At 36.1% G+C, this 22534-nt stretch carries 24 protein-coding genes; 1 reads left to right on the top strand and 23 read right to left on the bottom strand.

The genetic code is table 11. The annotated features are described in order from the left end of the window. Nucleotides 1–509: 509 nt before the first annotated feature. From AC3WSK_RS14135 to AC3WSK_RS14120, 4 genes are all read right to left on the bottom strand, one after another. Complete coding sequence (locus tag AC3WSK_RS14135; protein WP_492413759.1) at nucleotides 510–1271, bottom strand: ANT(4')-I family aminoglycoside nucleotidyltransferase; 762 nt, start codon at nucleotides 1269–1271, stop codon at nucleotides 510–512. Nucleotides 1272–1385: 114 nt separating this feature from the next. Further along, nucleotides 1386–1904 carry a hypothetical protein gene (locus tag AC3WSK_RS14130; protein ID WP_492413761.1) on the bottom strand — a complete coding sequence of 173 codons (519 nt, stop codon included), beginning with the start codon at nucleotides 1902–1904 and terminating at the stop codon, nucleotides 1386–1388. A 201-nt stretch (nucleotides 1905–2105) separates the two neighbouring features. Continuing rightward, nucleotides 2106–2897: a class I SAM-dependent methyltransferase gene (locus AC3WSK_RS14125; RefSeq protein ID WP_492413763.1), complete on the bottom strand. Its 792-nt coding sequence runs from the start codon at nucleotides 2895–2897 to the stop codon at nucleotides 2106–2108. Next, nucleotides 2885–3316 carry a BrxA/BrxB family bacilliredoxin gene (locus AC3WSK_RS14120; RefSeq protein WP_492413765.1) on the bottom strand — a complete coding sequence of 144 codons (432 nt, stop codon included), beginning with the start codon at nucleotides 3314–3316 and terminating at the stop codon, nucleotides 2885–2887. The genes AC3WSK_RS14125 and AC3WSK_RS14120 overlap by 13 nt, the downstream gene beginning before the upstream one ends. A gap of 465 nt (nucleotides 3317–3781) precedes the next feature. Here AC3WSK_RS14120 and AC3WSK_RS14115 point away from each other — a divergent pair, with 465 nt between their 5' ends. Continuing rightward, nucleotides 3782–4216, top strand: a complete 435-nt coding sequence (locus AC3WSK_RS14115; protein WP_492413767.1) for a hypothetical protein — start codon at nucleotides 3782–3784, stop codon at nucleotides 4214–4216. Nucleotides 4217–4302: 86 nt separating this feature from the next. Here AC3WSK_RS14115 and AC3WSK_RS14110 read toward each other — a convergent pair whose 3' ends face one another. From AC3WSK_RS14110 to AC3WSK_RS14020, 19 genes are all read right to left on the bottom strand, one after another. Beyond that, complete coding sequence (locus AC3WSK_RS14110) at nucleotides 4303–5007, bottom strand: peptidoglycan recognition protein family protein (RefSeq protein ID WP_492413769.1); 705 nt, start codon at nucleotides 5005–5007, stop codon at nucleotides 4303–4305. After that, nucleotides 5004–5390 (bottom strand): phage holin family protein, encoded by a 387-nt coding sequence (locus AC3WSK_RS14105; RefSeq protein ID WP_492413771.1) that lies wholly within the window; start codon nucleotides 5388–5390, stop codon nucleotides 5004–5006. Before AC3WSK_RS14105 ends, AC3WSK_RS14110 begins: the two co-directional genes overlap by 4 nt. Nucleotides 5391–5488: 98 nt before the next feature. After that, nucleotides 5489–6232 (bottom strand): hypothetical protein, encoded by a 744-nt coding sequence (locus tag AC3WSK_RS14100; protein ID WP_492413773.1) that lies wholly within the window; start codon nucleotides 6230–6232, stop codon nucleotides 5489–5491. 141 nt (nucleotides 6233–6373) lie between these two features. Next, nucleotides 6374–7711, bottom strand: coding sequence for a polysaccharide deacetylase family protein (locus AC3WSK_RS14095; protein WP_492413775.1), 1338 nt, complete (start codon nucleotides 7709–7711; stop codon nucleotides 6374–6376). A gap of 4 nt (nucleotides 7712–7715) precedes the next feature. Next, nucleotides 7716–8894, bottom strand: a complete 1179-nt coding sequence (locus tag AC3WSK_RS14090; protein WP_492413777.1) for a GLUG motif-containing protein — start codon at nucleotides 8892–8894, stop codon at nucleotides 7716–7718. After that, nucleotides 8884–11193 carry a hypothetical protein gene (locus AC3WSK_RS14085; protein ID WP_492413779.1) on the bottom strand — a complete coding sequence of 770 codons (2310 nt, stop codon included), beginning with the start codon at nucleotides 11191–11193 and terminating at the stop codon, nucleotides 8884–8886. The genes AC3WSK_RS14090 and AC3WSK_RS14085 overlap by 11 nt, the downstream gene beginning before the upstream one ends. Beyond that, on the bottom strand, nucleotides 11190–11582 hold the full coding sequence (locus AC3WSK_RS14080) for a distal tail protein Dit (protein ID WP_492413781.1): 393 nt from the start codon (nucleotides 11580–11582) through the stop codon (nucleotides 11190–11192). The genes AC3WSK_RS14085 and AC3WSK_RS14080 overlap by 4 nt, the downstream gene beginning before the upstream one ends. 1 nt (nucleotide 11583) lies before the next feature. Then, on the bottom strand, nucleotides 11584–15534 hold the full coding sequence (locus tag AC3WSK_RS14075; protein ID WP_492413783.1) for a tape measure protein: 3951 nt from the start codon (nucleotides 15532–15534) through the stop codon (nucleotides 11584–11586). A gap of 159 nt (nucleotides 15535–15693) precedes the next feature. Further along, nucleotides 15694–16164 (bottom strand): hypothetical protein, encoded by a 471-nt coding sequence (locus AC3WSK_RS14070; RefSeq protein WP_492413785.1) that lies wholly within the window; start codon nucleotides 16162–16164, stop codon nucleotides 15694–15696. A 286-nt stretch (nucleotides 16165–16450) separates the two neighbouring features. Then, on the bottom strand, nucleotides 16451–16891 hold the full coding sequence (locus AC3WSK_RS14065) for a hypothetical protein (protein WP_492413787.1): 441 nt from the start codon (nucleotides 16889–16891) through the stop codon (nucleotides 16451–16453). A gap of 167 nt (nucleotides 16892–17058) precedes the next feature. Continuing rightward, nucleotides 17059–17646 carry a phage tail protein gene (locus tag AC3WSK_RS14060; protein WP_492413789.1) on the bottom strand — a complete coding sequence of 196 codons (588 nt, stop codon included), beginning with the start codon at nucleotides 17644–17646 and terminating at the stop codon, nucleotides 17059–17061. Further along, nucleotides 17646–18059, bottom strand: a complete 414-nt coding sequence (locus AC3WSK_RS14055; RefSeq protein ID WP_386843372.1) for a hypothetical protein — start codon at nucleotides 18057–18059, stop codon at nucleotides 17646–17648. The genes AC3WSK_RS14060 and AC3WSK_RS14055 overlap by 1 nt, the downstream gene beginning before the upstream one ends. Continuing rightward, complete coding sequence (locus AC3WSK_RS14050) at nucleotides 18056–18457, bottom strand: hypothetical protein (protein WP_400964184.1); 402 nt, start codon at nucleotides 18455–18457, stop codon at nucleotides 18056–18058. The genes AC3WSK_RS14055 and AC3WSK_RS14050 overlap by 4 nt, the downstream gene beginning before the upstream one ends. Continuing rightward, complete coding sequence (locus AC3WSK_RS14045; RefSeq protein ID WP_400964186.1) at nucleotides 18420–18803, bottom strand: phage head-tail adapter protein; 384 nt, start codon at nucleotides 18801–18803, stop codon at nucleotides 18420–18422. Before AC3WSK_RS14045 ends, AC3WSK_RS14050 begins: the two co-directional genes overlap by 38 nt. After that, the gene (locus tag AC3WSK_RS14040) at nucleotides 18781–19080 is read right to left on the bottom strand and encodes a phage head-tail connector protein (protein WP_492413792.1); all 300 of its coding nucleotides are present in this window, start codon (nucleotides 19078–19080) and stop codon (nucleotides 18781–18783) included. Before AC3WSK_RS14040 ends, AC3WSK_RS14045 begins: the two co-directional genes overlap by 23 nt. Further along, entirely contained in the window at nucleotides 19080–19397 is a 318-nt protein-coding gene (locus tag AC3WSK_RS14035; protein WP_492413794.1) for a hypothetical protein, read from the bottom strand. Before AC3WSK_RS14035 ends, AC3WSK_RS14040 begins: the two co-directional genes overlap by 1 nt. Before the next feature lie 22 nt (nucleotides 19398–19419). After that, the gene (locus AC3WSK_RS14030) at nucleotides 19420–20607 is read right to left on the bottom strand and encodes a phage major capsid protein (RefSeq protein ID WP_492413796.1); all 1188 of its coding nucleotides are present in this window, start codon (nucleotides 20605–20607) and stop codon (nucleotides 19420–19422) included. Nucleotides 20608–20644: 37 nt separating this feature from the next. Continuing rightward, nucleotides 20645–21370, bottom strand: coding sequence for a head maturation protease, ClpP-related (locus tag AC3WSK_RS14025; RefSeq protein ID WP_492413798.1), 726 nt, complete (start codon nucleotides 21368–21370; stop codon nucleotides 20645–20647). A gap of 1 nt (nucleotide 21371) precedes the next feature. Beyond that, nucleotides 21372–22523 carry a phage portal protein gene (locus AC3WSK_RS14020; protein WP_492413800.1) on the bottom strand — a complete coding sequence of 384 codons (1152 nt, stop codon included), beginning with the start codon at nucleotides 22521–22523 and terminating at the stop codon, nucleotides 21372–21374. Between the last annotated feature and the right edge of the window lie 11 nt (nucleotides 22524–22534).

Raw genomic sequence — 22534 nt, 5'->3', positions numbered from 1 at the left:
TGTTCTATCCACGATTTTGGCCTTTCTATCCATCACTTAAGCTGTTCTATCCACGATTTTGGCCTTTCTATCCATCACTTAAGCTGTTCTATCCACGATTTTGGCCTTTCTATCCATCATTTGGCCTTTTCTATCCGCAGATTCAGAAATATTCGACCTTCCCAATAAATTAGACAAGGGGCAGCCTCGCTACTGCGAAGCCACCCCTTTAGTATTTAATAGGTAACATGTTTCGTAAATTGTAAAGTCTCAACCCAATCATCTGGGGAATATTATATTGAAACGTAGTTGTTTCATCACCGCGGTAAAATTCCACTGTGTGCTTTCTAACTTAAGCAACGCAAACCCAACCTTCTTTTGCGTCCTTGCAGCCCTATAGCATGCGCCAGTGTGAATAAGTATCTTCAAAAACAAAAAGTAGAATTCCAGATTACGTAAATATGCCACCTAAAATAGCACGATTCATATTATAGCACATAGTTTTTAAAAAGTAAAGATTACATCTCAAGTTACCAAGGTATAACTTTTGAACATTCAATTTGATACCCATGTGAAGAATACCACTCTAGTAAAGAATCCCAATAGTTTTCGCAAATCCCAATAATTTGTTGTGGGTCAGAGAGATTACCGAACATCATTAACTCGCATAGAACCTCAAATCCCTCGGGCTTATCTGCAAACGACAATGCTTCAGGTAATACTTGAGCAGAAGTTGTGAAAAATTGTTTATTGTGTAATCCTAAAATCATCGCACCTGCTGTGGCAATTTCCATCGCCAAAATCGGTAAAAATGTTTGAGGACCTTGTATTTCAATATTTCTCACTTTACCAATATACTCATACATTTCTTCTACTAAAGTTCGACAGATCGCTTCTTTAAATATCGAGCTATCTATTGAGCTAGCTTTTACTTTTAGTTCAGTAAAAAAATCATTTGGGTCATAGATAGGTAAAATGTTGAAAAATTGTCCATGGGTCAGTGGCCATCTTTCGTCAACTGTAGTCGCTTCTTCAATTATATGTTCTGCGCTTTCAAAGTTCACTTCTGCTTTCCAATCTCCGGATGTCCATTCATAGCAAAAGTTTTCATCTAAGGCGTTTAAAATACACTTAATTTCTATATCTGAAAATGGCCCATCTGTTTTTCGGGCTAATGAACCGTAAATCCCAATTGCTTGAACCTTCGAACCATATCTTTCTATAACTTGGTTAGCAATCGAATAAGCAATTTCCATTCTTTCTTCTCTCGTTATTTTTTTCGGACCAATCATATTTATCTCTCCTTGTGAATGAATTATTTAATTGAGCAATATAATTGGCCGTGGAGGACCACGAGCTTAACGAGGAATTTTATCTGCCATCATGTGCAAAATCCCCTTTCCTTACTAAACATTCCGCTTTCTTTTTTCCAACAAACCCGACATTTCGTCTATATCCATTTCAAACATTACCGTGTCATGTGATAGAGGTGCAAAATAATATGTAACTTTTTCTTCCCCATAATCTTTCTCTAACCGCAACCACTTTTCGGTTGGTAGCACACAAAAAGCCAACGTATCTCCGCCAAGTGAATCCATGTACCAGCGGATTTGATATTTCGGAGCAATAAAGTCCTGAACAGCTTTCAAAGTTGTGTCCCTATCCGTTCTTTCTTCATCATACGGGATTACTTTCTTCACTTCATCTTTTATTAAGAAAATATCAACACACCTTGGCTTATCAATTTCAACTAGTTCAACATTTATTTTATCTTCTTCCAGTAAGTATTCGTTAAAATAATCCGCGATAGATTCGTCAAAATCTTTCCAATCCACCCATACTAATGCTTCACTATCCCAAAAGCTTTCTTCTTCCGCTAATGGATTTTTCAAAAATAGCTCGATTTCCCCCTCTATTTGATACATACACATCCCCCTCAAATTTGATTTTTAACGCTCAAAAATTCGTAAATTCTTTATACCTTTACTGCATTTTCGCAATACTGATACTTCCAACCCCAAAAACAAACATTCTAACACTACTATATATTACCATATTTTGAATTTCAGATAAAAATAGAGACCCGTTCACAATGAACAAGCCTCTTGAAACGCTTAATATTTACTTCATTCAACATCCAGAACACCATAATGAAACTTCGCAGTCGTTCTTGTTAACTGCTGAAATTCATATTTGGCAAACCATCCTGAGCGAAAATGAGCCTTTAACACTACCCGTTTTCTCGCCACGCGATACGCTTCCCTTACCCATTCATCCGTTAATGCCACATGTTCTCCAGCTATGCGTAGTGCTTCAAAATTATTGGCTTCTTCAATAATTTCTTCAAACATCGGATCCATATAGACGACATCAAATGTATTGTCTGGCAACGTTTTCAAATAGCTAACCGCCTCAGCCTGCACCACCTCTATATGGCGCATACATGCAGTTAATGGAAGCTCAGTCGTATCGTAGGATTTCATCCCTTGCTCCACAATAAATGCTACATTCGGATTCGCTTCGAGCCCAACGACTTGTCCCGCTTCGCCAACTGTATAAGCTGCAAGCATAGCGTCAGCAGCAAGTCCCAATGTACAATCGAGCACTGAATCTCCTTTTTCAAGCTGTGCCGCTTCTAAAAAAGGTTCCGCTTCCCCACTAGCAACACGCTTTAAGCGAAACGCTGCTGAATTTGGGTGGAAGAAAAACGGTTCATTGGCACCAAAAGAATAATACTCAAAACGATTTTTCCCTGCAACGATTACATGTGCATGCAATTCCTGAGAAATCTTTCGAACAGAACGCTTTTTTCGTGGCTCAAACGAAGCATCTAATTGTTCACACGCAAAAGCAGCGAGCACCAACGATAAATCGTCTGGTCTGCCCGCTGTCGTAACAATAGTCTTTACTTCTCGCATGTTTGCTCTAAAACACCTGTTAAATGTGTAACAATTTGCTCCACAGGGAACCCTTCAATCTGTTCACGTGGAATAAAGTATGCCAATTCCCCATCCTTTAAAATCGCCATCGAAGGTGAACTTGGTGGCACATCCTCAAAAAAGCCACGCATCGCAACAGTCGCTTCAGGATCCTGCCCAGCAAAAACAGTCACAAGATGATCAGGCTTAACCGCCTCCACTGCCTCACGAGCAGCCGGACGCGCTAACCCAGCCGCACATCCACAAACCGAGTTAATCACAACCAACGAAGTCCCCTTCGCCTCCACCATAAATTCATTCACCGCATCAGCCGTAGTAAGCTCCGTAAATCCAGCCTCCACTAACTCCTCGCGCATTGGCTTCACTACCTGTTTCATATATTCATCGTAAGCGTTCATGCTTTTACCCTCTTTCATATGTATTCGCAAAGGTTATTATAGCAAGGTTTTTCAAGAAAGTACAAAGACTTGCCTTTTGCCTGATTTCATGGGTTTTCGGGGGAAATGTGACTTTTTCGTGATTTTGGTGACTTTTTTGTGTAACGAGGATTGGTTTGTTAAACACTTGTTACACACCTAAAAAATGGATTTTATTGTTGGGTTTTTAATCATTGCTGCCATCACTCTAATTTAGAGAGGCTTTTATAAATAATAATGACCAGGTACTCACATTTTATGAGCGCCTGGTCATTTATTTTGGTGACTTAATAATAAATTTTCAACCTGCGTTTTAAGTGCCATATTAGCTTGATTGGCATAAATAAATATTTCACCTTCACAATTATACCAATAATTGGTTGATTACCAAAATTGTCTATGTTATTATAATATTGTAATATATTATATTTTTAGGAGGTTTTTATTTTGAAGAAAAAATTATTACTTGTACCTGTTATCTCTCTAGGATTGTTCGGTGGCTTAACTGGTGGTGTATCAGCAGCGGAAACAGAAAATACAAACCAAATTCAAACTCTTTCTACTATAAATACATACAGTAGTATTCATGATCGAGCTTATGAACTAAAGAATGGAGGCATTGGAAACTCTTATACTGACACTTATAATGCTATTAAATATTATAAATTTTATTTCGATGGTAATGATGGGCTCATTGTAAATTTTGATAGTAAGGGCTCTCATAAACTAAGTGTTTTAAACGGTAACTTTATAGAAATTGGAACGGACAGAGATGGTATACTAGCTAAGGATTTAACTAACGGTTGGAATTATATTGAAGTAGTAGATACAAGACCTAGTCTTCGTGCATCATACTATGATTTAAAAATAAAATGGTATTAATTTGTTATAAAAATATTTTTTTAATATATATTTAAATTTATGAACCTAGACCAAGACGGCAATTAAGCTATCTTGGTCTTTACATTTTAGTTACTACGCTGTGCAATGATAAGTTTCAAACCTTCATAATCACCTGTAGTTAATTCACCTTTATCAAATTTATCTAACCATGACTTTTCAATTAAACCTTTATCTACTGCTTGTTCAATGTGGTCACGTACTGCTGCTTTTGTTGTCTTATTCGTAAATTGCATTGTATCATCATCCTTTTCTGTTTCTTTTGGCTTCATAGCTTCTTCAATACGATTCAAGAAACTATTCCAACGTTCTTCACATAAAATACGATGTGGGCAATATTTGCCGTTCCAGTCTTGGTGTTTTTTTACGCGCTCGATACCCCAACCGTATTGTTTTAATAATTTTGCGATGTATTCTACGGCGTTTTCTTCTGCAGCTGCATAGCAAGAGCCTCCAGATTTGCTGTAGCAAATTTCTATACCGATAGATAAACGATTACCTTTCTTTAAAGCGTTAGGATCGGTACTACCTCCACCGTCACCACAATGCCAAGCGTTACGGTTGAAAGGTATTGCTTGAATAACCTCTTTATCATCTACAGCTACATGATAAGAAACCTGATTATTATTACTAAGCATGTATGCAATTTCATTAGCTGCAGGTGCATCATTGGCTGTATTGTGTACTGTAATAAATTGAGGGTACATGATAAAAGGTGCCTTAATTGAATACTTGGTTGGAGGTAGTAAGATTTGTCTGAATGTATATGTCATTTGCGGCCACCTTCTTTGTTAAGTTTTTCAATCGTTTCTCCAACTATCCCAGGCATATCTACACCTAATGTTTGAAGGTTTTCAGCGATTGAACCACCTTCTTTGTATAGGAATAAAGCTAATGTGAAGCCTGTTAAATAGAAATCTAAGCCAAAAATTAAATCCAGTAGGATAACAAATGTAATAGCAACTAGCTCCCCAATCCATCGAATGATACCATCCCGCATAATCCGTGATTGATAAGGTGATACCTTCTTCCATGTTTTCAATAAGCCTGTTGCAAAGTCCAATACTTTAAATGCGAAATAAGCAAGTAGCATATATAAAATAGTTGCTGGTACTAATGATAAAAACGGATATTGAATTAATTTTGCAATGTCCATAAGACACCTTCCTTTTTGCATAATAAAAGCCCTCCACAATTAAACTGTGGAAGACCTCTTTAAACTACTTCTTCGATTGTTTGTGTGACTTATAACTATTAATTCTGCATAAATTTTTTGTAATTTTTAGTGAGTATTTTATTATAATTTTTAATCATAATGAATAAAAATAGTAAAATTATAGAAGCGATTGATAAAAATAAAATTGGGAAAAGAAACGTGATTACAATCGATAATATTAATAACGTTACTATAATTCTATAAAAAATTTTATCATAGTTAGATTTAACCAATATATTTTGTATACGGTTTAACTCTTTAATTTCATATCTTATTTTTATATCATTAATATTCTCTTTAAATATAAGATCTTCTTCTTTAGGATTATCTACTACTTTTCTAAATAAATAGTAATTATCTCTCTTATATAAAAATTTATAATCTTCATTTTGCTCTTTTATATAGTAATTATATTTTATAGAAATAAATTTAGAAGGAACAAAAACAATTAAAAATACAATTAGCGTTGTTCCAAAAGACAAAAAAATTGCAGCATATAGCTTCTCCTTATAGTCACTTCCTAACATTAAGATAAAAATTATCATAAAATAAATAAAACTGAAGATAGCTATATTATAAATTTGATTAGACTTTTGATAATTTGTCATTGTAATTTTTTCTATTGGTATTTCTGAAATTCCTTCAACAAACACTTTTGCAATTTTAGGAAGAATAATTGTTAGCAAAGGAACAAATATCAATATGAAGGAAATGAGTCCCTCTTTTTCATTATCAGACTCCAATAAATTATAAATATCTGTAATAATTTTTATAGTAGACAACCAATTTAGCACCACCATTTCCTAAAATACTATTTTATGAGAACTCTTTCAATATATTTTAATAATATTCAAATATCCATACTAATTTTACCATCTCCTTTTAGGCATAAAAAATAACGCTAAGCTTCGCTCGCGTTTCTCTTAAAACATATTTGCATACTCACTCCATGACAGTACATTTAGTTCTTCCTGCTTTGAATATAGATAATCAAGCATATTTTTAAACTTTTCTGTTGGATAATTCATTTCATCTGTATTCACATCTTCTACTTTGTGCAGTAGGAAAATCACCGTTGCCCCTGTTTCTATTACATAATCAATCGCATTTCTAAACGTGATTTCTTCTACATTGTTAAATAAGATGACCGTTTTAAGCAGGTGTGGTTGAATTGGTGGAAGAATTTCATATTCTTCTCTTATTGACCTTCCTAATTTATAGTTTTTCATGACCTCTAAAACGTCATTATTATAACCGCCATAAGGGTACGCTACAAAATCAGCAGTTCTGGAGAATCCATTGGAAATTAACCATTCCCTACAACCGTCCAATTCTGCTTGGATACGATCTATTGTCAATGTTGATAAATCTTGATGTGTAACAGTGTGATTAAACAAATCCCACCCATAATTATATAACTCTTTTAACTGTGCTAAATTCATATATCCCGTTGTACCTACTGAGCCGCTAATGACACCGACTGATCCAACGAATCCTCTAGCCAACATGAGGGGAAAAGCGTTCGTATATTGAGAAATAAAACCATCATCAAAGTGAAGCAATACATTTCCTTTTGATTTCCTGTTGGTGTAGATTCCATCAAATACGACAAATGTATGATCGCCAGTAACACTAATTTGTAATGTTGTAATCGAATTATTAAGACTTTCATTACCTACAACATTCAATTTAGAAAAAGGTATCATGACCTCATTCCATCCACTAATCACTTTCCATTTTGTCGTTTTCCAAGAAAGATAGCTTGCCATATTATCAACTGAAGATAACCTCAATTCAATATTAGAAAGCTTGTTCACATCTTCTACGTAGAATCGTATCATCATTGTTTTGGTTTTTGATAAGTTAAATTGTACTGATCTTAGTCTACTCGCTGATGTAGTATTGGCATCATTTGTAGTTACTTTGACAGACGAATGTCCGACTTTAACATATTCTGCATCTTGTGAAACTACTCCATACCACAATTGCCATCTTGAGAAATCTGTCATTAATCTTCCCTGGTTAATGGTTTCTTTAGACTGTCGATTTCCCGATGTAATAGCTGCAAATCCACCCTTTTCACCATCCCAATATTGCGGTATGACTGCGCCAACTGCATCACGAATCAGCTTCTTTTTTGTAAAATCAACACCTTCACCACCTGGTATTATAAAAGTTTGCTTCACATCATCCCAATACTGACTAGGTAAAGGGCTTCCCAATGCATCACGGATTAACTTTTCTTGATTAAATTTTGTCATATTATCACCTTCTGTAGTTTGTTAATGGCATCCGTTTGCATTTTATTTGTGTAATCTTTAATTTAAATCGAGGATAGTCTCTACCTTCGTCTAATGTCCATACCGTATCAAAATCCCATCCATCGAATGTAGATTGTGTTTGCATTTCTGTAGTTGTACGTGCTTCGATGTAAGTTTCTGTTACTCGCTTCCAGAAATTTGACCATACTTCACCTGTTATAGGTTGTGCCCTATAATAAGGTTTTGGCCACCACGAAGGAGGACCTGTACTATTCCATTCAGGCTCCCAATAATCACGATCTTTATTGTATTGTGATGTGTAATTTACATATAATTTATTATCCGTACCTCTTATAAACATTTCTTCAACATAATTTAAATCGCTAGACCACCCCCGCATAGTAACACCTAACGATACATCACAATAACAGGAAATTATTTCAGCACCGTAATTTTCGGCAAAAACATACAACTGTTTCCTACTGCGTGACGAATAGTTATAAATCTCTACACATGTATAACAATTCTCAACATTACCACTATATAGAACGTAAGCAAATGTACCAGCCTGTATATACTTATCATCTGGCTTATCTTTGTCTTGTACACCACCAATTTCACCTGTAACATAACAATCTTTTATAACAGCATTGGAATAGCAAACAAACCCTCCGGCATGTCCTGCTGTTATATCTACATTAGCAGAACATTTATTTATTATGGTCCCTGTACCAGCTGAACTTACTAAACCGCCTGTATTACTGCTTACATTTGTGGATTCCATTTTACCTGTTACATGGCAATTGGTAATTGCACAATCGTTTGTTTGTTGTACTAAAATAGCTATCCAGGTATCTAACGTGTTAGTAATATAAGCATTATCAATCGTGATATTTAAAAGTGTTGCTTCTATTGCTGAACTGATAAAAGCTGGACCCCCAATATCTTCAGTGATTGTTAAATTACTTATCGTATATCCGCCACCATTATAGGTACCACAAAACGCTTTACCTTGATTATCACCTATTGGTAACCATTCAACACCTGATAAATCAATATCCGCCACTTGTTTATAGTAATACTTAGGGTTTTCATTATTTTTATTCCTCACATTGATAAGGTCTTGTACAGTTTTAATTAATAATGGGTCATCTTTTGTACCAGTTCCGCCACTAAACATCATCCCCCTCTCCTTCTTCATCTTCTTCTTCAGTTCCCTCTTGACACATGGCTTGTACACTTATATCTACATTTCCGCTTTCCAAGCCTATCAAATTAATTTTAACGCCTATATATTTATCTTCTGCATCTTTAATTAATTCCCATAGTGCTGCTATCGGCTCTGCTTGCTCTACCTTGCCAATCCCCGTAGTCACACTAATTACTTCATCATAGGAAGTTGTAAAAAGAAATTCAGCTCCGTCACAACCTGCCGATACAGTTTCTGACTCTAAATAATACGTTGGTCCAAGTAAACCAGGGTCAACAACCTCATCATTTTGTGCTGTAAATCTAAAAGCATACCAAGCTTGCCTGTGCTTTGATGAGTCAAATTCTGATGGTGGTTTTTCAAGAATACTAATAACAATGTACATCACATTTTTGCGTGGGAAAGTCCAGTCCTTTATACCCTCGTATGATCTGTTAGTTCTTATACCTTTACTGTTGTAAGTACGTATACTAACGTAATAAGAACGATATTTCCTTAATAACTTCAAGCGTAATCCATTGTGTTCGAGTAATGCTTTATAAAATATTTCTGCTTGAATAGCATTTAATGAAGGACTAGCAGGTACTAACACACCATTTAATTGTAAACAATTCACTTCTCCAATACGTAACTCGTAAAGTGGTTCAAATGGTATCTTTTCGAAAGCAACTCCATACATCACACTCTTATGAACAGTTGGATCAAATTGTGAATTTGGAACTTCTGAAATAGAAACTACTAAGTATTCTGCACCATCACGCGGTAGTTTCCAATTGGGCAACTGATCTCTTATCGTTTCGTAATCGTACACAAATGGAACACCATCGGAGCCGAACGTCACAATATTTATTTTATAATTACTAAATTCAGGCCTTAATGATAATTTAATATCTCCGTACTCTTGCATCAGGTGATAGTTTAACTTGACAGAAAAATCATCAAGCTCTAGATTTTCCCCTTCTGTGTCAATTAACAAGCTACTGTTGCCTAACATGTTGTTCTTACCAATTTTAAATTCACGTAACGGGGCAATATAAACTTTATTGAATTTCACTGCATAATCTCTTACTTTGTGAATCTCTGGATTAAGTTGTTCGAGAGGCACTTCACTTATGGTAATACTGATTGCTTGCATTTTAGGTTTTGGAAATGTCCAGTTACTCATGACTTCAGCTATTTTCTCAAGTTTGTATTCTTCATATTGATTGTCCTCATACCACTCACTAATGTACACGTGGTACTTACTGTATTGGGGCTTAACCTTTAAAGACAAACCTTTTAGTTCACCTTGGATATAAAAATCAATAGAGGTAGATATATTGTCAGGTAAGATTTCTTCCTCGCCAAGTTCTATTCCATCAAGAGCCATACAATTGATTTTGCCCATTTGCCAGCTCTGCAAAAAGTAATTTAAAGTAGGGTCTTCTTTCTCTTCATATTCCTTATCTTCATTCATGACATTCACAATATCACGTATAACTTGCCCTACGTCCAACTTCGGTACTTCTTTAAATAAAGGATTATAACGTTTACCTACGATACGTTCCGTTGCATCAATGGCTAAATCTGTATCAATCATGCGAACGGTATCCCCTAACTCAGCTGAAGCAATTTCTTGCTGTTGAGAGCCAGACATTTTACTAAAATCGATAATGTCTACTTCATGTGCATATTCAAACAAAAAATTTTCATCCAAATCAATTTTTTGTGTAATCGATTGAATGTTTTTCCCAACCTCTAACTTAAGGTTTTTATTGGCACCACGTCTGTTATGAATCGTAATGACAAACTTGTTATATTCAACTTCTAACCCATTTTGGCGTGCAAATTCATTAATGCGACTTCTACCACCTTTAGCGCTTGGTCTATAGTAATAGTAACCACCTGCTAAATCAATAATCTGAAATCCGTCCATTCCCCAGCATTGCGAAATGATACTCCGCGGTGAACCCTCATAAAATTCTTCTTCATCTTCTGCTACAAAGGGCGCTTCCGATGGAGTATTTAATACATAACTTACATGCTCAAGCATCAGCTTAATTGCTTTACTCCGATCACGCTGCTTGTCTACCCCAGCAATAATAAAATAATCCCCATCCATTTCGACTAAATTAGGGTAGTGTAAAAAGGAGGGGAATATATTTTCAGCCATTTGTATGTCAGCAGTATATTGATCATTGATGACTTCATAAATCTCTGCGTTAATAACATTTTCAAGCGTACCAATAAGCGATAGATTGCTATGATTTAAAACCTTAATATCGTAACTCATACAGCCACCATATCAGGTGAACAACGGAACGTTGCCCAAAATAACCCGTCATCCACGATACGCTCAAAATCTTCACTAGAAATAAACTTGGCCATATATGCCCACTTTGAATCTTCATCAAAAATTAATCGCTCTTTCTGTGATGATTTAAAATAACTACGCAATGCCCGACAAGCATCATAATAGGTTTGACCTGGCAACGGTGTAAGTAGGAATTGTATGCGAATTTCAATATCACTTTCACTATTATCAGTTACCACTACACTGCCACTAACCTCCGGTAATTTTATAAATGAATCACTAAATTCACCAAAAAGGGGCCTCTCGGTGTCCATAACCTCAAGCCCAAATCGTGAACAGTGTATTCCTTTAAATGTGATGTCACGCATACTATTTCCCCCTTCGATCACGTTGCTGTTGCTCATAAATTTGACGTGTAATCTTCTTAACATCAGCTTCTTCGCGAATAAAAAATTGTGCACCTTCTAACATGCGTTCATAATTATTATGAATTATTTGCGGTTCTTGTTGTCCTCCACCAGATGCATCAAATATGGCTTTACCAATCGCACCTAACACTCGCTCATTAAGAGGTAAAATAGCTTCTGGTCCAGCTTCTCCTACCCCGTGCAATCCATTTCCTGTATTAAACAACGTTGGCTTATTAAATACGCCACCTTTTGCATGCCATTGAATATCGATTTTAGGCAGCCCTTCACCGAACCAATCTAATGGATTAATAGAGCCCTTAATACTAAATTTAGGCTTCTTGAGCTTCGGCCAGTTAAAATCGAATTTAAAGAATCCCTTTATGGCATCTATTGCTTTTTTAACGGCATCCTTTGCTTTGTTTATTGGTGTCTTAATGGCTGAATAAATAGAATCCCATTTTTCTTTGACCTTCCCAAGTAAATCACCAAATGAAAAGAATCCTTTGATTTTGTCGACAACAGTCTTAGCAACATCGGAATTTTTTGACCAGATATTCGAAAAGAAGTTAGAGACACCTGTAAAAATTTCAACTGTCTTACGTTTTATTGTGTCCCAGTTTTCGACAATCGTTTTTACTAATATGCCAACCGGTCCCGTAACGACAGCAAGGATGGTTTTCCAGTTTTCCTTCAGGAAGTCGACTATAGCGCCACCAGCTTTTTTAAAAACGCCAACAATAAAATCCCATAAATCCGTGAAGAATTCTGCTATAGAATCCCAGTTTTCAATAATTAACGGAACGGCTATGGTTAACGCTGTGACCGCAATACCAATTGGTCCTGTTAAAGCACCAAAAGCAAGTCTTAAAGCTGGTAATACTTTCGAGGCTAGATTAGTAATGACAGGAATGAGTTTACCTAAAATCGAGGCAAAGCCAGCACCACCCTTTCCACCACCAAATAAGGTGGTTATGGTGTATACTGCTGGGCTGAGTGCGGTAAATGCACCTACTAATGTGCCAATAGCACCGACAATAGCTACAATGGTAGATGTTAACACTGGGTTCTCTTTTGCGAAACTAGCAATACTCGATACTACATTGGCAATAACACCTAACAACGGTTCAAGTGCTTCTTTTACATCTGATACAGCTTGTCTCAACTCTGTCATTGGATCAGCATTAACTTGCTCAGTCATTTTGTTAATTTCCGCTTGGCCTTCAGCAACAGTAATCTGTCCATTAGCCACATCATCTAGCACACTAACAATTGCATCGCCCTGGTCTTCCCACATAGTCCCGAAAATTTCAACGCCAATCGTTTCACGTAAAGTAGCATCTTCGATTTGGGATAACCATTGTGCCATCTCGGAAAATGCCTTTGAACCTTCTTCGCCACCTTTAGCAATCGCTTTCCCCCATCCCTCTAACTGAGAGAATAAGGCTTGTACAGCAGCACTGTCAGGAGGGTCTTTCGCTATCGCTAACTTTTCGGCATTCATAGCTTTAAATGAATCTAATTCAGCTTTGTGCGCTTCTCTTACAGCATCCATTTCATCACTTAATCTCTCATTAAGTGCTTCTTTACGATTAGTATGTTCCTCTTGAAGTGCCGATAATTTCGCCTGATTCACTTCTCGTAACGCATCAATCTGTGCCTTATTAGATTCACTAAGTACCTTTAATTCCTCTTGTTTGCGTTGTTGAAAAGCTTCTTTTTGAGCGTTATGCCGTTCTTGTAAGGCTACTTTTTCAGCTGCTTGCATTTCTTTTAATGCATTTTTCCGCTCATCAAATCCACTTTTTAACGATTCTTTTTCGTTTGCAATTTGCTCCGAAAGTTGTTCTTTTCGAGTCTCAGTCTCTGTTTTAAGTGCTTCTTTTTTAGAATCCGATGCTTCTTTTACTGAATCCTTTTGACCTTTTAAAACTTCAATTTGTTCTTTTCGATCTTCTCTGATTTTTTCAAGACGTAACTGTTCTTCAAAATTGCGTAATTCTCGCATTTCATTATTTACACGTAAGTTTAGTTCAGCACGTTTCTGTGCGTTCTCTTGTTTCTTAATGGCTTTATCTTCAGCTTCGGTTTTAGCATTTAATGAATCTATTTTATTGTCTAAGGCTTTTAACTGATTATATTTTTCTTCATCAATGAGCTTCATACGCTCTTTGTATTCTTTGTCTATGAGCTTTATTTTTGCTTGAGAGTTTTTCTCAAAAATTTTCAGCTCTTCTTGTTGCGCCTTTTCAAACTGACGTAACTGTTCTTGCTGATTTTTAGTTAATGTCTCAGTTTCAGCAGTTAATCTTTTTTCCAATGCTTTTTGTTGCTGTTCATAGCTTTTAACCGTAGCATCGTAATTAGCGCTTAATTTTTTTTCAAGTGCTTTCTGTTGTTGGTCATAACTCTTAGATACAGCGTCATACTCTCTTTGAAGCAGTTTATCTAAAGATTTTTGTTGTTGAGCATGACCCTTTGAGATGGACTTCTCTCGATTACTGAGCGATTTTGCTAAGGCATCTTCTTGTTTAGAAAAGTTGGTTGCCATCGCGGAAAGTTGTTCATCTGACATTTTTTGCGTATCCCCAACAACATCACGAATGGCGTCCTTCATGGATTCTTTCAATCCGTTGCCCATTTCAACAGCGCGAATACGCCCTTCTTTCAAGCCATCTAGTAAGTTGTCGATATTCCAGCTTTTTTCTTGAGCAGCTCTCGCTAAGATGGTTTCAATCTCCTTAGCATTGTAGCCCGCTCGTTTCAGCTGTCCGCCATATTCGCTGATAATATCAAGCTGTTCAGGAGGGAAACCGATTCTCAATAAACGACTAATTAAGTTGGTTGCCTCGATATTGGATATACCAAGCGCTTTGCCAACTTCGTTCGTTTCTTGAATCAGTTCAGTAAAATCGATCCCACTATATGCTCGGGTAATGACAGCTGCACCATTTACAACTTCTTGATTAGCCTCATCTGTAGCATCTTTATTTAAAGCCCATTGCCTACGAACTCCTTCAAGCGAGGCTTCTCCATCAACACCGTACGCTTCTACATCTCGCACAGCCTGTCTAACGGTTTCTCTTGATGATTCAGGTACATCAAAAGAAATCTTAATAGATGTATCCAAACTAGAGCTTTCTAATGCTGCTGATACTGCTGTGCCTACGCCAATAGCCGCAGTCGCTGCACCTGCCATAGACTTTAAGCTATCCTTAAGACCATTTACTTCTTTTTCTGCTTCATTTGCTTCTTGTCCCAATCGAGCTAAATCTTGTCGAACTTGTTCAACAGAAGAACCACTGTCTAACGAACGAATGGATGCTCGCAACTCTGTTATATCACGACCTGCATTTAATGATGAGCGTGCAATTTTATCGAATGCAGTATCTAATTCTTTGGCACTGGCAGAGCCATTTTGGATAGCTCTTGTTAAATCCCTCCCCAATAAATCAGAAAAATCACCAACCGATTGGCCAGTGACTGAAAATAAATTTTGCAATTGTCGTAAAGACTCGGTTTGATCAGCCTGAGCTTGCTTTGTACGTTGTAATGCTTGTTCTGTTCCTGTTATGGCATTGGCTGCTTGTTGTTCAGCAATTTGATTACGCTTAAGCTGTCCCTCTAGTTTTTTGGCTTCCTCTGAATTTTCACCCCATAGATTTTTTGCACGTGCTAAAGTTGCTGTGGTTTCTTCTGTTTTACGCTTTGCCACTTCATAAATTTGTTGTAAACCACTCATTTTCGCCTCTAACTTTTCAGTTTCAGAAGCATTGTGTTTCATCTGTTCTTGTTGGAGCTTCATCTCTTGACGTAATGATGTGGTTTCTTTGTTCATTTCCGTCATTGATTTATTAAATTCTTGGTTAAATGCCTTGAAGGTTATTTTGACTTCGTTGTTATTGTTAGCCATATACTCACTCTCCTATCAGGCTATTACTCCACCCATCAAACGCCAGTTTATTCGCATAAATACGCTCTACTGTTGCTATTGGACCATGCCAAAAGGTTTCGGGGTCGATGCCTGCTATTAATACGTAGAGTGTGTAAAGGTCCTCCACATGCTTGATGACTAGCTTTGGTGGTGGTGTTTTTTTTTGGATTTTTTCGTTTGTTTGTGTAAAGCTTTAGCAAATTCATTCGATTCACTCATTAATCCAACAATCAAATTAGCATAGAGTTGGATTGTATCCGTTAATGAATAATGGTACTTTTCTAAAAATTCATCAAAGGATAATCCAAGATTTTTATTGGCTCCAATTGCTGCTAAATAAATAACAGCAATTAATTTTTGCTCATCAAAAGCGTTCATTAACTCAAGGGAAGCTTCTTCATCAGATTGAGTAATAAGCGTTTCAAGTCCCTTTATTTTCAATAAATCTTCAAACAGACTCGATTCTAACAAGCCTGTATCATAACCTTTTTTCACGGCAGCGTTCGTTAAAAAGGCTGGGTGTACTTTCGTGTTAACAAATCGCTTTTCAAATTCACCATCAACCTCTACAACTTCTACCTCTTTTAACTCGACCTTTTGAATTTTCATGTGATTTTCCTCCATCTATTCAAAAATAAAACACCTCCAATTCGGAGGCGTTGGTTTGGAATAAAGCTTGCTTAAAAGTAATTCTAAAAATCATTTTTTATAGTAAATGAAAAGAAAGCATATTGAATAAAGATTGATCAACATGCCTTCCTTTTTGGTAATTTAGTATTAAGTTTTTATAATAAAGTTTGACGATTTTTTAGTAGCTCTTCTTCAACAATCGCATCCGTTACTTTAAGTGTAAAATATCACAATGTTATCGATTTACAAAGTTTAAGTGACTATGTTAAGTGATTAAGACTAATGCACTTAAAATGAAAGTTATCAATGATATAATTTGTAAAACATTATGTTGAAGGTCTGGAATAATGCGGTCTTTTATTGGAGGTAATAATTTAAGTGTATTTTTAAAATGAGTTTCATATAGAGTTTTTGGAAATTGCTTTAAATGCTTCCCAGTAAGATAAGGCATCCACCAATTTAGAAGTTGTATAAATAAAAATACAAACCAAAAGACCACCGAAATAATCATTAGCCATTTTATCTGTGTAATAAACAATCCTATACAAAGAATGATAATAATTCCGTTTACAGTAGCCTCAATGATTTTTTCCTTTGTTGAGTATTTTGATAAATCATTCCACGGATAAAGATTAACAAGGGTTGTTACTTCAAAATAAAGAAACAACAGAATTTGGAACGCTATCGCAAAATTAAATAAATCCATTAACTCTCCTCCTTTTAACCCTATATTATTACTATTTTTACAAGTATACACAGTTAATATTGGCTTTTCTAATTAATCTTTTCGACAACAGAAGCAAAAATTTCTAATTCAACTAGCCTACACCGTTGTTTAAGTGTAATGGTTCACAATCTTTTTGATTTAATGGGTTAAGGTGTATCTGGTTCAGACTTTTCAACTAATTTCCGTGTGAAGTTTGTATGCCAAGTTTCCGCAATTTCTGGTTCTTCTAACTCAGCTGTAATCGCCTCATAGTAGAATTGGCCATGTGCATCCGCAACTGCACTAAATGCTAGTTCAAGCATCGCTAACTCTTCTTGGGACGTATTGATGGTAAAACCACCTGCATTAGATGCTTTAGGGAATGCGATTAATTTTGTGAGGTCCTCAAATTCATCTACTACATCAGCTGTAAATACAAAGTCTTTACCTAATGAATTAGAGCCATAACTATAGATACCAGGCTTTAAATCCTCGTTAGATAAACCGAAATAGTCACGTAAAACTTGTACAGGTACATGGGCACTAACTGTTACATTTAGCTTTAATGTAACGGTTTTCTCCGCAATTGTTGCACGACCACATTTTTTCGATAAAACAGTTGTCTCAGGTTCAGATGCAATCGTACCTACACAACCAAATTTTGTACCTGGTTCTTGTTTACCTCCTTTCGTAAATTGAATCGATGCGTTTTTGATATTCCACGCATCAAATTGCTCAATTACTTGTTTTGACATTATAAGCCCTCCTCTATTAATTCTTCTAATGCGCCATGTAATTTCTCTAAAATTTTAGGCGTTGATTTTTGTAATGAACGATCACTAAAATGCTGTGCCCAGGGATTCGTTGGTCCTCGACCTTCATCAGGGAAAACCAAGTAACCAAAACTACCTTTTTTATTGGCGGCTCCTCCCTTTGTTTTCACAACAAACCCCAAATTATGTTCCTCACTCGTTGACCAATTACTTTCTTTCGCATGTCTCTTATTAGCAACATTTGAAACGGGTAAAAGGTTGGACATTTCTTTTGTAGCAATCTCAATAGCATCCGTGTGTAGCACTTGATTAATGGCTTTCTCTGCTCGACCTGGTAACGCCTTAATTTTTTCTTCCAAAGAAGTTAAATCATTAAATTCAACTAGTGACCTCATAATTCAATACACCCAGTCACAATTTTGCGTTGATAAAGAAATACAACTCTATCAACGTAGTTATCCGTATCTTTTCGTTTTAACCTTTGTTTTTGGGTACGTTTCAAAGACATTCGAGGTAAGTTAGAAAGCTCTATAACAATATCAATCGTACGTTCATCAATGTCATCACGATTTTCCGAATAATAATAGATAACTACATCTTGACTGATAGACTTATTATCATCGTTTTTACTCATGTCACCTGTTTCATAAACAAAGAAATGATAGTTCTTTTTCTTAAACTGAGTTTCTTCATCCTCTGCTAAATCATCCTCAAAAACAGGAATATCAAAGGTGTTTAACGCTGTAAGTAAAGCGTCAATCTGTTCCTGCATCTTGGTTTTCGTTTTGCTCATGTGCTCCCACCTCCTGCAAATAAAAATAGAGATACATCTTTTCTCGATCCGAATCGACCTTAATCACGTCATACTCATTGCCATCCACAATGACTTTTAATTTACTTTTATCAAATTTGCGTAAACTTGGAGGGCAGAGCGTGCGAATCTTCAAACTCAAAACAGCGCTCAATACTTTGGCCATTTCATAATCTTCATCACGACATGACATTTGCTGATAAGCAAGCCTCCCCATTGGTACAAACTTTTCACCGATTCTTTTTCCTTTAGGAGATCGCTCTGTTTCCTTTACACCATATTGTATAAAACCGTCATTCAGCACATCACGGATTTTCTTGTTGGCCATTTTCAGCTCTCTTTTCTAATGCAACATGCATAATAAGGCGTTTCAGTTCATCTGCAAAATTCTTTTCAAATTCATCTGCTGCATTGTTATATACATATCGACAGCGCTCTAATAACAACTCTGTTTCCCATGCGTCTAATCCAAAAGAAAAAGCCTTACTCGTCAATTTCTCGAAGTAAGACTTTACTCTATTAATGATACGTTCCAATTCAGCATCTTCATCATCCCATGTAATACGTAATCGATGCTTTAACTCTATAAGCAGTTCATTCATCATTATTCACCGCTTTTCAATGCTTTTTCCGCTTCAATAGCTTCCTCTTTACCTTTTACTTTAGTGCCGTTAGAAAGCTCATAATAGCCTTTTCCTGTGTGCTTTGGAAACTCTGACACTTGTTCTCTCGGTTTTTCCTGCTCGTTAATCATAACTTCTGCTAGATAGATTTTTTTGTACTTAGGGTGCACACCTGTTAAAAAATACACACGTTTTTCATCTGCCGTAAAGCCTTCAGTTGGATATGTGTCACCAGCCTTATACATATGCCCATTATGTTCAACCGCTTTAAATGAATTTACTACTTTTGCTGTAATCATGTTCACTTCCCTCCCAAATTAATTAAGGTGTATCTGGTGTATTTGTAGTGACTATGTTGTTGATAGCCATATTTGTAATATCAAATACGATGAACGAATCATTATCAAGTGGACGTCCGTTTGTTAATTGACGAGTCAAATATAAACGTTGATCTTCAATTAAGCGTAATACGTCCGTAGATTCTAATTTTGTTTCACCAGCTACCCCCATGAAATAATCTTTCGGCTTACCAGAAATCATTGTATTCAATGGGACAGCAGGTGATTGAATGATTTCCAAACCAGGAATAGCAAAATTATTATGTGTCCAAGAACCATCATCGCGTTGTTTTGCCCCATACGCAAATAATTTTGTCGCATAATCGAACGGGTTAATGATTAATGATACGCCCGTATAACTACGAGTACCGCCTTTTGTTGTTGGTGCCAAGATTTTTTCACCGATTTCTTGCGGTGTGAAAACATTCAAAGTTACTTTGGCTTTATCTGGATATGCGCCATCCACAATAGCACCCGCTAAATTTTTAATCATACCGATTGGTTGTTTTTTACCGGTCCCTTTAACAATGACATTTTCTAACTCTGTTGAAATAACTTCTGTTAAAAATGCACGTACATAACGATCTAACCATTCAGGACCAAGTTCGAACATTGCTTTGCAGACAACTAAAAAGCCAGAAAGTTTATACATACCTTGCTCAATTGTTTCAAATCCGTGGTCAACCATTTCTTTGATTTCATCGCACACATCTCCCCAGAAGGCTGTTGTTGCCCCTTCTTTACGCACGACCCATTGCGTAGTTGCACCGACGCGCTGAAAATTAACGCGAGACAATAATGGATGGTCCATTGCTAAATCTTCGAATACGCGTTCATATACAGTTGGTGGTACAAATGTAGCTACACCGTCAAATGATTGCACATCAATTGCAGCGTTATAAAATTTCTTTTCCTCTGTCGTCAATGTACGTATGCCTCGTGATGCTAATACAGCATTGTCCCATTGTTGCTCGTTTGCACGATTGGCCTCGCGAATTGTCGTGTTCATTAAATCTTGGAAATGTAGCATATTACTTTCATAATTCTCAACAATTCGAGCTGCAACTTCGTTTGGATCAGCGCTTTCAAATGCTGCTTTTAGAGCAGCCACTTGAGCTTCTTTATTTTCGATAACTTTTGGTTCATTATCTAAATTTTTAATACCTGTCATATAAATGACCTCCTATTTTTGAGTAAAATAAAAACGCCTACTCATCTGAGTTGCGTTGGAAATTTGTTAAAATATTTTGTTTTGGCGCTGGCTCTCGTTTAAATCGAGCAAGAACGCTATTTTTAAATGCTTCTGCATCTGTTTTGGTTTTGTTGTCATCGGCTGGGTCTTCCACAACTGTAGATGATGCAAAACCAATAGCGATCGCTTCATCTGCTGTGAACCATGTTTCATTGTCCATCATAGTAGCTATTTCTTCCTTTGTCGCTTGAGCTTTAGATAAATATACATCAACAATAGACGCGTCTAGTTTGGTCAATAATTCAGCTTCTTTAGTTAAAGCTTCTTTGTTACCCCAAATGCCTGTCGAAGCATTATGAATCATCAACATCGAACCCGTATTCATGATTAATTCGTCTGCAGCCATTGCGATTATTGAAGCTGCTGAACATGCCCAACCATCCACAATAATTTTTACTTTTGCATTATGGTCCTTCAGACGATTATAAATCGTAATACCGTCAAAAGCATCGCCGCCAGGACTGTTAATTCGAACTGTAATATTGTCAGTCGTTACATCTTTTAATAATGCATCTATGTCACTCGCTGAAATAGAATCGTACCACCAGCTTTCCCCAATATCGCCATAGATGACAATTTCAGTTGTGGACGCATTGATATTTTTGGCTGATAGTTGATTTTTAATTTCTGGAATTTGTTCAGCATATTGTTGATTTTTAAATTGCTTAAAACGATTTTTCATGTTAGGTTTCACCTCCTTTTAGTGCAGTCTCTGCATCTTGATAATTCTTCGTAACATGACGCTTATCTCCAATTTCATCGTTCACAGGCTCATGCCCCAGTTCTTCTAGAATATTATTAATTGTATAAACCCCAATCGCAAACATTTTGTCAAAGGCTGTAGCCAATTGTACGATGTCTGTAATTTTGATTTTTGATGTATCAATTTTTAAATATGTTCGTTTTAAATAATCATCTTTTGAATAGGACTTACGATTAAATTCATCTTCCATCATTTCTGCAGGTGGATTAAGTGCAAACATAATAAAGTTGTCAGTTTGTTTATCAATATCCGCTAAGTCGCCTTTCAACAAACCACGCGGTACATGAAATGCCATCGCTACATAATTAAAAATATCATCCACAAGGTTACTTATATCTCGACTATCTATTGTTAAACCTGTTTTTGAATCTGACATGTCTTCAATCTCAAAGCCATCTTGTAATTGAAAAGCAACACTTTTCTTGTCCGGATCAAACCAATTTTTCAATTGATTTTCAAACATGTCATCTATTTTTTTCTGTGTTTCGTCATCCTGTGCCCTTAAATAATCACCTTTAACTAATACACGCTTATTATTTTTTAGCTTGTAATAGCTTTTAGCCGCTTCAACCATTTTTCCATGCGATTCATACAATTCATCGATTATCGATAATATTTTTGTATCGGTAAGTTTTAAACGAATTACTTCGGATTCTTTATACGTTCGGTTTAATTTGAAGTCTCCAATTTGTATATTTGAATACACATTTTCAAAAAATGCATATTCTTTCACATCAAAACTATCAGCAATATAGAAGTTGTTATTTTCCATAATGATTAAACATTCGTTTTCATAGATAAATTTCTGAATAGCTTTATGAAAAAATGCTGTTGCGTTTTGATTTTGATTTGGTTGTACATTCAAGGCATAATACATGTTTCCTCTGTGTAATTTTCCTTCTTTGTATGTTTTAATTTCACATCTTGATAAAGCATTGGCGATTAAGTTCACACATGTTTCTACCGCTAATTTTTTATAATAATACTCAGCCGATAATTCATAATAGCAGTCTTTCAAACTTTCTAATTGGCCATCTTTAAAGAATCGTTTAATCCATTGCCACATGCTCAAATTTCTCACCT

This window comes from Lysinibacillus sp. EB271-A1-10B (genome assembly GCF_058791335.1).
The sequence above is the reverse complement of the archived record's forward strand: the minus strand, read 5'-3'. Positions and strand labels throughout refer to the sequence as shown.

Excerpts from the sequence above, each read along its gene's own strand:
- AC3WSK_RS14135 (WP_492413759.1), bottom strand. The coding sequence starts at position 1,271 with ATGATTGGTCCGAAAAAAATAACGAGAGAAGAAAGAATGGAAATTGCT.
- AC3WSK_RS14130 (WP_492413761.1), bottom strand. The coding sequence starts at position 1,904 with ATGTATCAAATAGAGGGGGAAATCGAGCTATTTTTGAAAAATCCATTA.
- AC3WSK_RS14125 (WP_492413763.1), bottom strand. The coding sequence starts at position 2,897 with ATGCGAGAAGTAAAGACTATTGTTACGACAGCGGGCAGACCAGACGAT.
- AC3WSK_RS14120 (WP_492413765.1), bottom strand. The coding sequence starts at position 3,316 with ATGAACGCTTACGATGAATATATGAAACAGGTAGTGAAGCCAATGCGC.
- AC3WSK_RS14110 (WP_492413769.1), bottom strand. The coding sequence starts at position 5,007 with ATGACATATACATTCAGACAAATCTTACTACCTCCAACCAAGTATTCA.
- AC3WSK_RS14105 (WP_492413771.1), bottom strand. The coding sequence starts at position 5,390 with ATGGACATTGCAAAATTAATTCAATATCCGTTTTTATCATTAGTACCA.
- AC3WSK_RS14095 (WP_492413775.1), bottom strand. The coding sequence starts at position 7,711 with ATGACAAAATTTAATCAAGAAAAGTTAATCCGTGATGCATTGGGAAGC.
- AC3WSK_RS14090 (WP_492413777.1), bottom strand. The coding sequence starts at position 8,894 with ATGATGTTTAGTGGCGGAACTGGTACAAAAGATGACCCATTATTAATT.
- AC3WSK_RS14085 (WP_492413779.1), bottom strand. The coding sequence starts at position 11,193 with ATGAGTTACGATATTAAGGTTTTAAATCATAGCAATCTATCGCTTATT.
- AC3WSK_RS14080 (WP_492413781.1), bottom strand. The coding sequence starts at position 11,582 with ATGCGTGACATCACATTTAAAGGAATACACTGTTCACGATTTGGGCTT.
- AC3WSK_RS14075 (WP_492413783.1), bottom strand. The coding sequence starts at position 15,534 with ATGGCTAACAATAACAACGAAGTCAAAATAACCTTCAAGGCATTTAAC.
- AC3WSK_RS14070 (WP_492413785.1), bottom strand. The coding sequence starts at position 16,164 with ATGAAAATTCAAAAGGTCGAGTTAAAAGAGGTAGAAGTTGTAGAGGTT.
- AC3WSK_RS14065 (WP_492413787.1), bottom strand. The coding sequence starts at position 16,891 with ATGGATTTATTTAATTTTGCGATAGCGTTCCAAATTCTGTTGTTTCTT.
- AC3WSK_RS14060 (WP_492413789.1), bottom strand. The coding sequence starts at position 17,646 with ATGTCAAAACAAGTAATTGAGCAATTTGATGCGTGGAATATCAAAAAC.
- AC3WSK_RS14055 (WP_386843372.1), bottom strand. The coding sequence starts at position 18,059 with ATGAGGTCACTAGTTGAATTTAATGATTTAACTTCTTTGGAAGAAAAA.
- AC3WSK_RS14050 (WP_400964184.1), bottom strand. The coding sequence starts at position 18,457 with ATGAGCAAAACGAAAACCAAGATGCAGGAACAGATTGACGCTTTACTT.
- AC3WSK_RS14045 (WP_400964186.1), bottom strand. The coding sequence starts at position 18,803 with ATGGCCAACAAGAAAATCCGTGATGTGCTGAATGACGGTTTTATACAA.
- AC3WSK_RS14040 (WP_492413792.1), bottom strand. The coding sequence starts at position 19,080 with ATGATGAATGAACTGCTTATAGAGTTAAAGCATCGATTACGTATTACA.
- AC3WSK_RS14035 (WP_492413794.1), bottom strand. The coding sequence starts at position 19,397 with ATGATTACAGCAAAAGTAGTAAATTCATTTAAAGCGGTTGAACATAAT.
- AC3WSK_RS14030 (WP_492413796.1), bottom strand. The coding sequence starts at position 20,607 with ATGACAGGTATTAAAAATTTAGATAATGAACCAAAAGTTATCGAAAAT.
- AC3WSK_RS14025 (WP_492413798.1), bottom strand. The coding sequence starts at position 21,370 with ATGAAAAATCGTTTTAAGCAATTTAAAAATCAACAATATGCTGAACAA.